This window comes from Micromonospora sp. NPDC049004 (genome assembly GCF_040649315.1).
In the GTDB taxonomy this organism is placed as follows: Bacteria; Actinomycetota; Actinomycetes; order Mycobacteriales; family Micromonosporaceae; genus Micromonospora.
This window is the reverse complement of record NZ_JBEZFG010000004.1, coordinates 524,535-537,644: the sequence shown is the minus strand read 5'-3', so window position 1 is coordinate 537,644 and position 13,110 is coordinate 524,535. Positions and strand designations below refer to the sequence as shown.

The 13,110-nt window shown below is 73.2% G+C and carries 10 protein-coding genes; 1 reads left to right on the top strand and 9 read right to left on the bottom strand.

Features of this window, described 5'->3' with window-relative positions:
- Window positions 1–30: 30 nt before the first annotated feature.
- The 5 genes from gatB to ligA form a co-directional block, all read right to left on the bottom strand.
- Window positions 31–1,530 carry an Asp-tRNA(Asn)/Glu-tRNA(Gln) amidotransferase subunit GatB gene (gene gatB / locus AB0B97_RS15835; protein ID WP_234581317.1) on the bottom strand — a complete coding sequence of 500 codons (1,500 nt, stop codon included), beginning with the start codon at window positions 1,528–1,530 and terminating at the stop codon, window positions 31–33.
- A gap of 13 nt (window positions 1,531–1,543) precedes the next feature.
- Entirely contained in the window at window positions 1,544–3,019 is a 1,476-nt protein-coding gene (gene gatA, locus AB0B97_RS15830; protein ID WP_357494161.1) for an Asp-tRNA(Asn)/Glu-tRNA(Gln) amidotransferase subunit GatA, read from the bottom strand.
- Between the two features lie 49 nt (window positions 3,020–3,068).
- On the bottom strand, window positions 3,069–3,374 hold the full coding sequence (gatC, locus tag AB0B97_RS15825) for an Asp-tRNA(Asn)/Glu-tRNA(Gln) amidotransferase subunit GatC (RefSeq protein WP_210906830.1): 306 nt from the start codon (window positions 3,372–3,374) through the stop codon (window positions 3,069–3,071).
- Window positions 3,375–3,496: 122 nt separating this feature from the next.
- Entirely contained in the window at window positions 3,497–6,055 is a 2,559-nt protein-coding gene (locus tag AB0B97_RS15820; protein ID WP_357494159.1) for a bifunctional diguanylate cyclase/phosphodiesterase, read from the bottom strand.
- 157 nt (window positions 6,056–6,212) lie between these two features.
- Window positions 6,213–8,348 (bottom strand): NAD-dependent DNA ligase LigA, encoded by a 2,136-nt coding sequence (gene ligA, locus AB0B97_RS15815; RefSeq protein ID WP_357494157.1) that lies wholly within the window; start codon window positions 8,346–8,348, stop codon window positions 6,213–6,215.
- Between the two features lie 457 nt (window positions 8,349–8,805).
- Here ligA and AB0B97_RS15810 point away from each other — a divergent pair, with 457 nt between their 5' ends.
- The gene (locus tag AB0B97_RS15810; protein ID WP_357494155.1) at window positions 8,806–9,351 is read left to right on the top strand and encodes a type II toxin-antitoxin system PemK/MazF family toxin; all 546 of its coding nucleotides are present in this window, start codon (window positions 8,806–8,808) and stop codon (window positions 9,349–9,351) included.
- 160 nt (window positions 9,352–9,511) lie between these two features.
- Here the strand turns inward: AB0B97_RS15810 and AB0B97_RS15805 are convergent, their stop codons facing one another.
- The 4 genes from AB0B97_RS15805 to mnmA are packed head-to-tail and all read right to left on the bottom strand — an operon-like array spanning window position 9,512 to window position 13,089.
- Window positions 9,512–10,522, bottom strand: coding sequence for an ADP-ribosylglycohydrolase family protein (locus tag AB0B97_RS15805; protein WP_357494153.1), 1,011 nt, complete (start codon window positions 10,520–10,522; stop codon window positions 9,512–9,514).
- Between the two features lie 30 nt (window positions 10,523–10,552).
- Entirely contained in the window at window positions 10,553–10,924 is a 372-nt protein-coding gene (locus tag AB0B97_RS15800; protein ID WP_234581326.1) for a VOC family protein, read from the bottom strand.
- Window positions 10,925–10,961: 37 nt separating this feature from the next.
- Window positions 10,962–11,966, bottom strand: a complete 1,005-nt coding sequence (locus AB0B97_RS15795; RefSeq protein ID WP_234581327.1) for a methionine synthase — start codon at window positions 11,964–11,966, stop codon at window positions 10,962–10,964.
- A 49-nt stretch (window positions 11,967–12,015) separates the two neighbouring features.
- Window positions 12,016–13,089 carry a tRNA 2-thiouridine(34) synthase MnmA gene (gene mnmA, locus AB0B97_RS15790; protein WP_357494150.1) on the bottom strand — a complete coding sequence of 358 codons (1,074 nt, stop codon included), beginning with the start codon at window positions 13,087–13,089 and terminating at the stop codon, window positions 12,016–12,018.
- Window positions 13,090–13,110 lie beyond the last annotated feature (21 nt).

Below are 13,110 nucleotides of genomic sequence, written 5' to 3'. Positions count from 1 at the left end.
CACTGCGCCAGCGGTGTTCGTCCCTGCGGATCAGCCCTGGACGCCGAGGCGCTCCAGGATCAACTCACGGACGGTCTTCGCGTCGGCCTGACCACGGGTGGTCTTCATGACCGCGCCGACGAGGGCGCCGGCCGCCGCGACCTTGCCGCTACGGATCTTGTCGGCGATGCCGGGGTTCGCGGCGATCGCCTCGTCCACGGCGGCGGTGAGCGCGCCGGTGTCCGAAACGACCTCCAGGCCACGGCTGGTCATGATCTCGGTAGGCGAGCCCTCACCGTCGACCACGCCCTCCAGCACCGTACGGGCCATCTTGTCGTTGAGCTTGCCCGCGTCGACCAGACCCTGCAACTCGGCGACCTGAGCGGGGGTGGCGCCGATGTCGGCCAGCTCCACGCCGCTCTCGTTGGCCCGCCGGGACAGCTCGCCCAGCCACCACTTGCGGGCCGCCGCCGGGGTGGTGCCGGCGGCCACGGTGGCCTCGATCAGCTCGACCGCGCCGGCGTTGAGCACCGACTGCATGTCCAGGTCGGACAGGCCCCACTGCTCCTGGAGCCGACGCCGGTGCACCCGGGGCAGCTCCGGCAGGGCGGCCTTCAGCTCGGCGACCCAGGCCGGGTCCGGTGCGACAGGCACCAGGTCCGGCTCTGGGAAGTACCGGTAGTCGGTGGCCGTCTCCTTCGAGCGCCCCGGCGTGGTGTCGCCGGTGTCCTCGTGGAAGTGCCGGGTCTCCTGGGTGATCCGGCCGCCCGCGTCCAGCACCGACGCCTGCCGCAGCATCTCCGAACGGACCGCCCGCTCCACCGACCGCAGCGAGTTCACGTTCTTGGTCTCGGTGCGGGTGCCCCACTCCTGGCCCGGCAGGTTGAGCGAGGTGTTCACGTCACAGCGCAGCGAACCCTCCTCCATCCGCACGTCCGAGACGCCGAGCGTACGGATCACGTCGCGCAGCTCGGTGACGTACGCCTTGGCCACCTCGGGGGCGAGCGCACCGGTGCCCGTCACCGGCTTCGTGACGATCTCGACCAGCGGGATGCCGGCCCGGTTGTAGTCGACGAGCGACTCGGTCGCACCGTGGATGCGGCCGGTCGCGCCACCGACGTGCAGCGTCTTGCCGGTGTCCTCCTCCAGGTGCACCCGCTCGATCTCGATGCGTACCGTCTCGCCGTTCACCTCGACGTCCAGGTAGCCGTCGACGCAGATCGGCTCGTCGTACTGGCTGATCTGGAAGTTCTTCGGCATGTCCGGGTAGAAGTAGTTCTTGCGGGCGAACCGGCACCACTCGGCGATCGAGCAGTTCAACGCCAGGCCGATCCGGATGATCGCCTCGATGGCCGCCTTGTTGGCCACCGGCAGCGACCCCGGCAGACCCAGGCACACCGGGCAGACCCGGGTGTTCGGCTCGCCACCGAAATCCGTCGGGCAGCCGCACCACATCTTGGTGTTCGTGCCCAACTCGACGTGGGTCTCCAGGCCGATCACCGGTTCGTAGCGCGCGACGACCTCGTCGTACGCGGGAAGCGTCGTCGTCATCTGGGCTCCTGCCTCACAGTGCCGGTGGGGTGAACGTGCCGACCGCGGACTCCAGCGCGGCGGCGACCCGGTACATCCGGTCGTCGGCCATCGTCGGGGCCATCACCTGCAGGCCGACGGGCAGCCCCTCGGAGAGGCCGCAGGGCACCGAGATGCCCGGCCCGCCGTACAGGTTGGTCGGGATGGTGAACAGGTCGGCCAGGTACATCTGGTACGGGTCGGCGGTGCGGGCGCCGATCGGGAAGGCCGTGAACGGGGTGGTCGGCGAGATCAACGCGTCGACCCGCTCGAACGCGGCGGTGAAGTCCCTGGTGATCAGCGTACGGACCTTCTGCGCCTGCCCGTAGTACGCGTCGTAGTAGCCCGACGACAACGCGTACGTGCCGACCATGATGCGGCGCTTGACCTCGGGACCGAAACCGGCCTCCCGGGTCAGCGACATGACCTCCTCCAGCGACCGGTTGCCGTCGTCGCCGACCCGCAGGCCGAACCGGACGCCGTCGAACCGGGCCAGGTTGGAGGAGCACTCGCTCGGGGCGATCAGGTAGTACGCCGGCAGCGCGTACGCGAACGTCGGGCAGGAGACCTCGACAACCTCGGCGCCCATCTTGGTCAGCGCGTCCACCGACTCGCGGAACGCCGCCATCACGCCCGGCTCGGCGCCCTCGCCGATGAATTCGCTGACGATGCCGAGCCGCACACCGGTCAGGTCGCCGGTCGCGCCCAGCTTCGCCGCCGCCACCACGTCCGGCACCGGCTGCGGGATGGAGGTCGAGTCACGCGGGTCGTGCCCGGCGATCACCTGGTGCAGCAGGGCCGCGTCGAGCACGTTGCGGGCGCACGGGCCGGGGGTGTCCAGCGACGACGAGAACGCGACCAGCCCGTAGCGGGAGGTGCCGCCGTAGGTGGGCTTCGCGCCGACGGTGCCGGTGACCGCGCCGGGCTGGCGGATCGAGCCGCCGGTGTCCGAGCCGATCGCCAGCGGTGCCTCGTACGCGGCCAGCGCGGCAGCGCTGCCACCGCCCGAGCCGCCCGGGATCCGGCTCAGGTCCCACGGGTTGTGCGTCGGGCCGTACGCCGAGTACTCCGTGGAGGAGCCCATGGCGAACTCGTCCATGTTCGTCTTGCCGAGCATCACCGTGCCGGCCTCGCGCAGCCGCTGGACGATCGTCGCGTCGTACGGCGGGCGCCAGCCCTCCAGGATCTTCGACCCCACGGTGGTCGGCACGCCACGGGTGGCGAGCACGTCCTTCACCGCGACCGGCACTCCGGCCAGGGTGCCCAGCACCTCGCCGGCGGCGCGGCGCTCGTCCACCTCGCGGGCCGCGGCGAGCGCGCCGTCGGTGTCGACGTGCAGGAAGGCGTGCACCTGCTCGTCGACTGCGGCGATCCGGTCCAGGTGCGCCCGGGTCACCTCGACGGCGGAGGTCTCGCCGCCGGCGACCAGCGCGGCGATCTCCGTCGCGGTCATTCTGGTCAGGTCGCTCATGCCGTCCCTCCGCTTCGCTCCGCGACGCCAGTCGCCCGTGCACGTCCGCTCATGAGGCCACGTCCTCGGTCAGGATGCGCGGGACGCGGAACCGCTGGTCCTCGACGTCCGGCGCACCCGACAGCGCCTCCTGCGGAGTCAGGCACGGCGTGACGACGTCCTCGCGGAAGATGTTGGTCAGCGGCACCGAGTGCGAGGTCGGCGGGATGTCCGCGGCGGCGACCTCGCCGACCTGGGCGACCGCTTGGAGGATCACGTCGAGCTGGCCGGCGAAGGTGTCCAGCTCCTCCTCGGTGACGGCGAGCCGCGACAGGCGTGCCAGGTGCGCGACCTCCTCGCGGGAGATGGCGGCCATCCGTGCCCCCTTCTGATGTCCTGCTGGTCGGGCGGTGTGCCGGCGCGCGACGCGTGCGGCGTGACGCGCGGTGACCGGAGCGAGTCTATTGTTCCGCCCCCTCCGCCGGCTGCTCGGGTGGGTCAGCGGGTCGACCGGCGGCCGGCCTCCGGCTCGGGGCCACCCGTCGGGCGGACCGGCCGGTAGCGGGCCAGCCAGGTGACCAGCTCCTCGGCGGGCATCGGCCGGGCGTAGAACCAGCCCTGGGCGACGTCGCAGCCGGCGGCGTACAACATCCGCCAGGTCCGCTCGTCCTCCACGCCCTCGGCGACCACCCGCAGCCCCAACGCGCCCGCCAACTCGATCATCGACCGGACGATCGCCGCGTCGTCGGCGTCCTCGGCCATGCCGAGCACGAACGACCGGTCCACCTTCACCTCGGACAGCGGAAGCCGGCGCAGATGTTGCAGGGACGAGTAGCCGGTGCCGAAGTCATCCAGCGCGATGGCCACCCCGATGCGGTGCAGCCGGGAGATGGTGGCCAACACCCGGCGCGGATCCGCCATCAGGGCGCCCTCGGTGATCTCCAGTTGCAGCCGCTCGGCGGGCACCCCGTAGCTGGCCAGCCGGTCGGCGATCTGGTCGGCGATCTCGCCGGTGTGCAGATCCCGCACGCTGACGTTCAGCGCCGCACGCAACCCGATGCCGGCCGCCGACCACTTGGCGAGCTGCTCCACCACGTCGTCCACCACTCGCCGGGTGAGCAGCCGCATCACCGCGCTCTGCTCGGCGACCCGGATCAGCTCCTCCGGGTCGACCATGCCCCGGCGCGGGTGCCGCCAGCGCAGCAGGGCCTCGACGCCGACGACCTCGCCGGTCGCGATGGCGATCTGCGGTTGGTAGTACATGGTGATCTCACCGGCGTCGTCGACCGGCTCGCCGCCGTCGCGCACCCACCCGGTCGACTCGGTCGCCTGCACCTCGGGAGCCGACCCGCCGTCGCGCCCCCGGCGGTCCCGGCCCGGCGGTGGCACCGCGCCGCCGTTCGGCGACCGCCGCCCCTGGCCACCGGCGTGCCGGTCCCGGAACGGGCCGGAACGGGTGCCGGGGATCGTCGCGCGGCTGTTGCGGCCCCGGATCGGGTCGGCGGCGGTGGCGATCCGGTTGATCAGCTCGTCGTCGGGCAGCAGCTCGGCGCCGGACCGTCGCCGGCGGCCCCACCAGCGCACGCCCGCCGGCGACGCCGGGCCGAGCACCGGCGCACCGCCCGGATGCGGCGCGGCCTTGGCCGCCGCCGGGGTGGGCAGCGCCGCACCGTCACCGCCGCGCACCTCGGCCTCCACGGCGAGGGGTACGTCTGCCGTCCGCTCGGGCTCACCCGGCTCGGGGGCCGACGGGCCGGATTCCAGCACCCGCCGGAGGTCGGCGAGCAGACCGAGCCGCTCGGCCGAGTTGTGGTCCGACTCCGGGGCGTACACGGCGACCGTGTCGTTGCGGTGCTTCGCGTCGTACATCGCCACGTCGGCGTGCCGCATCAGCGTGGCGAAGTCCTCGCCGTGCTCCGGGAAGAGGGCGATCCCGATGGAGCCGCCGACGTCCAACGGCAACCCGTCCAACGGCACCGGCTCGGCCAGCGCCCCGACCACCCGGTCGGCCATCTCACGCGCCTGGCTGGCGTCGGTCAGCCCGGTCATCACGATGGCGAACTCGTCCCCACCCAGCCGGGCGATCATCTGCGGCCGAGGCTCCACGTCGGTGAGCCGGGCGCTGACCTCGACCAGCAGCCGGTCGCCCACCGCGTGCCCGAGCGCGTCGTTGACGTTCTTGAAGCGGTCCAGGTCGATGAGCAGCAGCGCCAGGTGCCCGCCGGGCTCGCCGCGGGCGGTCCGCTCGGCGTGCAGGTGCACCTGCTCGGCCACCTCGGCCAGCAACGCCTTGCGGTTGGGCAGGCCGGTCAGCGGGTCGGCGGCGGCGAGGTGCTGCTGCTCGACGGTCAGCCGGGCCATCCGGTACACGGCGAAGAGCGGCACCAGGACCAGCGGGATCAGCGCCGCGCTGAGACGGGCGGCCGCGACCAGCACCGGGGCGAGCAGCAGCAGCGAGCCGGTGGAGAGCAGTTCGAAACCGACGCCCTGACGGACGGTGGGCCACCAGCGGCCGCCGAAGCGCAGTCGTACCGCCCAGCTCACCAGGCCGTAGTTCACGACGAACCAGGCCAACGTCGCCCCGCCGACGGCTGCCACGTCGGTGCCGTGCAGGCGACCGCCGTCGAAGACGGTGCCCGGCCCGAGGTGGATGACGCCGTACGCGGCGGCGAGGGCGCAAGCGTACTGGCCGACGTTGAACGCGGTCCGCCACGCGGCGTGGCGCATCCGCCAACCAGAGACGATCACCCCCACGGCCTGCACCGCCACCGCCGGGCCGAGCCCCCAACCGAGCAGGATCGCGAAGGTGAAACAGGTGGACGGAAAGACCGCCGAGGTCTGCCGTCGCCCCGGCGGGACGAACGGGCGCGCGTCGCAGACCACCGCGAGGGCGGCCATCGTCCAGAACGCCACAGGTAGGTGGGGCAGCTCGTCGGGGAGCGTCGTCAGTGGACCCGTGGCGGTCACCGCCGCGACCACCAGGATGCCGACGACGAAGGCGGTGAACGGCGTCACCCGCCCAGGTGGGACGGAGTTGCGCGGGTCGGCGACCTCCATCACACCTCCCGAGGAACTGTCGACGTGCCGATGAGCACGCCGTGAACCAATGAAACGCCCTCGGCCCCGGGTTTCCCGGTATGACAGTCACGAATCGGTCGTAGTCGTAATTAAGTTGGTATACGCGACGGGCCGCCGCGTCGGCAGGTCGCCGCGGTCAGCCCTCCACCCGGGCGACCTCCCGAGCGGCGTCCGGGCCGTCGTCCAACAGCACCCGGAACCCGTCCTCGTCGAGCACCGGCACCTTGAGGCTGGCCGCCTTGTCGGCCTTGGAACCCGGGTTGTCCCCCACGACGACGAAGCTCGTCTTCTTGGAGACCGACCCGCTGACCTTGCCGCCCCTGGTCTGCACGGCCTCGGCGGCCTGGTCGCGCGAGAAGCCCGCGAGGGTGCCCGTCACCACGACCGTCAACCCTTCGAGCGGGCGCGGGCCCTCGTCCACGGCCTCCTCGGCCATCCGTACGCCCGCCTCGGCCCACTTGCGGACCACCTCGCGGTGCCAGTCCACGGCGAACCACTCCCGGATGCTGGCCGCGATGGTCGGCCCGACCCCGTCGACCGAGGACAGCTCCTCCTCGCTGGCGGCGTCGATGGCCTCCATCGAGCGGAAGTGCCGGGCCAACGCCTGGGCGGCGGTGGGGCCGACGTGCCGGATGGAGAGCGCCACCAGCACCCGCCACAGGTCGCGTTCCCGGGCGACGGCCAGATTGTCGAGCAGCTTGACCGCGTTGCTGCCGAGGCTGCCGTCCTTGTTGACGAAGAACGGTGACCGGGACAGCTGGTCGGCGTCGAGCTGGAAGAGGTCACCCTCGTCGGCGATGATCTCCGCGTCCAGCAGCGCCGCCGCGCCCTTGTAGCCCAGCACCTCGATGTCGAACGCGCCACGACCGGCGAGGTGGAACACCCGCTCGCGGAGCTGGGCCGGGCAACTGCGGGTGTTCGGGCACCGGATGTCGACGTCGCCCTCCTTGGACGGCGCGAGCGGGGTGCCGCAGGCCGGGCAGGTGGTCGGCATGACGAACGGGCGGGCGTCGGCGGGCCGCAGATCGACCACCGGGCCGAGCACCTCGGGAATCACGTCGCCGGCCTTGCGCAGCACCACCGTGTCGCCGATCAGCACACCCTTGCGCTCGACCTCGCGGGCGTTGTGCAGGGTGGCGAGCGCGACGGTGGAACCGGCCACCCGCACCGGTTCGAGGACGGCGAACGGGGTGACCCGACCCGTGCGCCCCACGTTGACGTCGATGTCGAGCAGCTTGGTGGTCACCTCCTCCGGCGGGTACTTGAAGGCGATCGCCCAGCGGGGTGCACGGCTGGTCGAGCCCAGGCGACCCTGGATGGAAACCGGATCGACCTTGACCACCACACCGTCGATCTCATGCTCGACGTCGTGACGGTGCTCGGCGTAGTAGGCGATGTACTCCGCCACGCCGGACAGATCCGGGACCACCCGCCACCGGTCACTCGTCGGCAGCCCCCACGCCTTCAGCGCCGCGTACGACTCCGACTGCGCGGTGGGCTGGAACCCTCGGCGGGCGCCGATGCCGTGCACGACGAGACGCAACGGTCGGGAGGCGGTCACCCGGGGGTCCTTCTGCCGCAGACTGCCGGCGGCGGCGTTACGCGGGTTGGCGAACGGCGCCCGCCCCTGCTCGACCAGGCTCGCGTTGAGGTCGGCGAACCCGGCCACCGGGAAGTAGATCTCGCCCCGGACCTCCAGCAGCTCGGGCACCGTCGGGAACTCGGCGGACGGCGCGAGCTGGCTGGGCACGTCCCGAATGCTGCGCACATTGGCGGTGACGTCCTCGCCGGTGCGGCCGTCGCCACGGGTGGCCGCCCGGACCAGTCGACCGGCCTCGTAGGTCAGGTTGATCGCCAGACCGTCGACCTTCAACTCGCAGAGGTAGGGAACCGGCCCGCCCGCGTCCCGCTCGACCCGCTCGGCCCAGGCCGCCAACTCCTCGTCGGCGAAGGCGTTGTCGAGCGAGAGCATCCGCTCGGCGTGCGTGACCGGCGTGAAGTCGGTGGAGAACGTGCCGCCCACCCGCTGGGTCGGCGAATCCGGCGTCCGCAGCGCCGGGAACTCCTCCTCCAACGCCTCCAGCTCACGCAACTGCTTGTCGAACTCGGCATCGGTGACGATCGGCGAGTCCAGCACGTAGTAGCGGTACTGATGCTCGGTCAGCTCACGGCTCAGCGTGGCGTGCCGCTCCCGCGCCTGCGGCGTCGGCTCCGCGCCGGCCGCCGCCTCCTGAGCCGGGCTGACCTGTTGACCGATCTGCTCCTCGGACACCCCGCCACCTTCGGACACGCCTGCGACCTCCCTGATCACGCTACTAAGGCACGGTATCGGTCCGGGGTGACAATCCGGCGCCCACCTGCGCCACCGGTACCACCCCGCGCGGCCCGGCGACGCCCCGCCCGGCGACGCCCAACCCGGCGACGCCCCGCCCAACCCGGCCACGCCCCCGGGGCGCGGCGACGCCCCACCCGTCGCCGAACGGCGATCGACGCCGGCCTGCGCCGGCCGTTGATCGACTCCAGGTCGCCGACCTGGGGGTGTCCGAGCGCCCTGATGCCCCCACCTCGGCGATGTGGAGTGGATCACGTGCGGTGTGCGCGGTCGGCCCGCGGGGCGGGAAGGGTCCGGGCGGCGCGGGCGGCGGTGTCGTCGGCGGGCGGCAGGGGCGGTGACGTGCGAGGATCGCCGAACGAAGCGGCCGGCGTGCCGCCCTGACGCGGAGGTGGCGATGACCCGGGCGTTGCTCTGGGCGGCGGCGATCCTGCTGGCGGTGGCCGCCGGCTGGGCGTGGAACAGTTGGCGGCACCGGGCGAACAGCCGACGCTCGGCCGGCCGACCTGGCCGCGGCGCCCCGACCCGCACGGGTGGTCGTCGTCCCGCGCCGCCGAGGCCACGCGGCACCGATCGGCCGTCCACCACGCCGCGCTCCCGCGACACCGATCGGGCGGCCGGCACTCCGGCGGCCGGCGAGATCTGGTGGGCCGACGTGCCGTACGTCGACGGCAGCGGCTCGAAGGTGCGGCCCTGCCTGGTGCTGCGTGCCGACTCCCGGGGCGCCGATGTTCTGAAGATCACCAGTCAGGACAAGAGCGACCGGGACGACCACGTCCGGATTCCCACCCGGGACTGGGATCCCGGCGCCGAGCACGACAGCTACCTGAGCCTGACCGAGCCGATCCGGATCGGCTCGGCCGACTTCGCCGACCGCGCCGGCCGTTGTGACGCCGACCTGTGGCGCAAGGTCCGCAGCCTGCGCCACCTACCCACCAGCTGACGCCGGGCCACAGGCCACAGGCCACCCCGGCCACCGGCCACCCCGGCCCCGCACCCATGATCGACTCGGATTCCGGGAACCCGGGGTGTCCGCTCGCCAGCAACACCCCGACTTCAAGGAACCCGAGTCGATCACCCCACCCCGACCCGGGGACGGTCGGTCAGTCCCAGGCCGCGCCGAGGGTGGCGAGTTGGTCGGCGTACTCGATGCGGTCGGCCCATCCGGGCGGCCAGGCCGCCATCCCGGTGGCCGCGCCCACGAAGGCGCCGGCCAGGGCGGCGATCGAATCGGAGTCGCCGGCGGTGGCCGCGCCCCGGGCCAGCGCGGCGACCGGGTCGTCAGCGTGGCGTACGGCGCAGAACAGCGCGGTGGCCAGTGCCTCCTCGGCCACCCAGCCCTCCCCCGTTGCCCGGCACGGGTCGCCGCCGTCGTCCGGCTCGGCGAGGGCGACGGTCAGTCGGCGCAGCGCCGCCAGGCACTCGTCCCAGCCGCGAGCGATGAACTCCTCCGGCGTGTCGACCCCGGGGCGCCGCCAGAGATCGCCCAGCCACTCGCCGTGGTAGACGCGGCGCTGGGACCGCGCCCGCTCGGTGAGAGTCGCGGGAAGCTCCGCGAGCGTGACGCCCTCACGCAGGGCGAAGACGGCGTACGTGGTGAGGTCGCTGGCGGCCAACCCGGTCGGGTGGCCGTGGGTGAGGCCGGCCTGCAACTGGGCCAGTCCGGCCAGTGTGTCGAGGTCGGTGTCCAGCATCCCTACCGGCGTCACGCGCATGTTGGCGCCGCAGCCCTTGGAGTCGGCGATCGTCGCCTCCTGCCAGGGCAGCCCTCGGCCCAGGTCGGCGCAGGCGCGTAGGCAGGTCATCCCGGGGGCGCGGTTGTTGTCGGGGCTTACCGACCAGGCCACGAAACGCTGTCGCAGCAGCGGCTCCACCGCCTGCGGAGTGAGCGACGGCGCCTCGTGCAGCGCCCAACCCACCGCCAGCGCCATCTGGGTGTCGTCGGTGACCAGCGCCGGCTCGCCGGTCAGCTCACGCGGGCCGGTCGGGCCGTAGCGGCGTTGGATCTCGGCGACGGTCAGGAACTCGGTGGGCTTGCCCAGGGCGTCGCCGTAGGCGAGGCCGAAGAGCGAACCGGAGGCGCGCGACGGAGAGGAGGGGATCACGGCGGCCATGATGCCGGGCCGCCGCAACCCACGCCATGCTCAGTCCCAGCAGAGGCAGAACGGGTGGCCGGCCGGGTCGGCGTAGACCCGGAAGCCCTCGCCCTCGCCGGGCAGCCGCCGGGCACCGAGCGCGAGCGCCGCCTTCTCCGCGCTCTCGATGTCGTCCACCGTCACGTCGAGGTGGAACTGCTGGGGGCGCTCCGGGTCCGGCCAGGCCGGCGGCCGCAGGTTGAGTGCCCGCTGGAACGCCAGGCGGGGCTGGTGCCCGGGCGGGCCGCCCAGCACCACCCACTCGTCATCGGCCTCGCCCTCGGCCTCGAACAGGGCGATGCCGAGCAGCTCGGAGTAGAACGCGGCCAGCGCCCGCGGATCGGGGCAGTCGATCACCACTGAACGTAGCTGTCCAATCATGACCGTCATCCTGCCCACGGGGTACGACAGGAAAACGTCACTCCTCGGTGAACCGGCGGCCGGCGTCCCGGCAGGCCGCGAGCACCGCCCGGGCGTACTGGGGGGTGGCTCCGGCCAGGCCGCACGCCGGGGTGACGACCACCTGCTCGGCGAGCTGCCGACGGGGAAAGCCGAGGCGGTCCCAGATCTGGCGTACCCGGTCGGCGACCTGCGCGGACGTCGGTGCGCCACCGGCCGACGGCGGCCGGGTCGGTGCAGCGCCGGCCAGCAGTCCGAGGCCCGCGTCGATGGCCTCGCCCAGCGGGTCCAGGTCGGTGACCAGGTCGAGGTCGAGGGCGACCGCGACGGCGCCGGTGGAACGGATCAGCTCCAGCGGCACCTGCGGGGCGCAGCAGTGCACCACAGTGGGTACGCCCACCGCGTCGACGACAGTGCGCAGCAGAGCGGCCGCGTCGGCTGACTCCACCGCCCGGTACGCGCCCAGCCCGCTCTCGGTGGGCACCCGACCGGCCAGCACGGTCGGCAGCGACGGCTCGTCCAGTTGCAGCAGCACCGACGCCCCGGGCAGCCGTCGGGCGACCGCCGCGACGTGCCCGCGCAGCCCTTCGGCGAGGGAGCCGGTGAGGTCGCGGACCGCGCCGGTGTCACGCAGCAGCCGGCCGCCGATCGGCAGTTCCAGCGAGGCGGCCAGGGTGAGGGGGCCGGCGGCCTGCACCTTGATCGGGCCGGCGTACCCCTCGGCCTGCTCGGCGAGCTGGTCCAGGTCGCGTTCCATCAGGTCCCGGGCCCGGCGCAGGTCGCGGCCGGGGCGGGGGGCGACCCGCCAACGCCCGGTGTACAGCTCGACGGGCAGCTCGACCAGCAGCCCGGCGCTGCGGCCGATCAGGTCGGCGCCGGGGCCACGTGCGGGCAGTTCGGGCAGGTGCGGCAGCTCGGGAAGCTCACCGAGGACGACCCGCTGGGCCTCGGCGATGTCGGTGCCGGGCAGCGAACCGATACCGGTCGCCGCGCCGGCCGGCCAGGGCCACGCCTGATCTGTCACGGCCGAAGGCTATCCCGCTGGCCGCGCCGGCCGCTCGGCGACCGTGCGGTCAGCCGGTGATGGTCGCGGAGCCGAGGACGATGTCGCCGGCCGGGTCCGGTCGGTACGCCACCACGGCCTGCCCGGCAGCCACACCGCGGACCGGCCGACGCAGCTCGGCGTGCAGCGTGTCGCCGTCGAGGTCGACGGTCGCCGGCACCACGTCACCGTGCGCGCGCAACTGCACCTCGCACTCGACCGGCGCGGCCGGACGGGGGCCACCGGTCCAGACCGGGCGGGTGGCCCGTACCTGGGAGACCTCCAGCGCCTCGGCCGGACCGACGGTGACCGTGTTGGTCTTGGGCGTGATGGAGAGCACGTAGCGCGGCCGGCCGTCGGGGGCGGGCCGGTCCAGGTGCAGGCCGCGACGCTGCCCCACGGTGTAGGCGTACGCGCCGGTGTGACTGCCGACCACCGCGCCGGTGCTCGCGTCGACGACGTCGCCGGGCGCCTCGCCGAGCCGACCGGCGAGGAAGCCGCGGGTGTCGCCGTCGGCGATGAAGCAGATGTCGTGGGAGTCCGGCTTGTCGGCCACCGCCAGGCCGCGCTCGGCGGCCTCCGCGCGGACCTGCGCCTTCGTCGAGTCGCCGAGCGGGAACATCGACCGGTCCAGCTGCTCGCGGGTGAGGACCGCCAGCACGTACGACTGGTCCTTGGCCACGTCGACGCTGCGGCGCAGCAGCCCGTCCGGGCCGAGCCGGGCGTGGTGGCCGGTGACCACCGCGTCGAAGCCCAGGGCCACCGCCCGGTCCAGCACCGCCGCGAACTTGATCTTCTCGTTGCAGCGCAGGCACGGATTCGGCGTACGACCTGCGGCGTACTCGGCCACGAAGTCGTCGACCACGTCCTCGTGGAAACGGTCGGCCATGTCCCACACGTAGAACGGGATGCCGATCACATCGGCGGCCCGACGGGCGTCCCGGGAGTCCTCCAGGGTGCAGCAGCCGCGCGCCCCGGTCCGGTACGTCTGCGGGTTGCGGGCCAGCGCCAGGTGCACGCCTGTCACGTCATGCCCGGCCGCCACCGCCCGCGCCGCCGCCACGGCCGAGTCAACCCCGCCCGACATCGCCGCCAGAACTCTCACCAGCAATCCCCTCCCCCACCA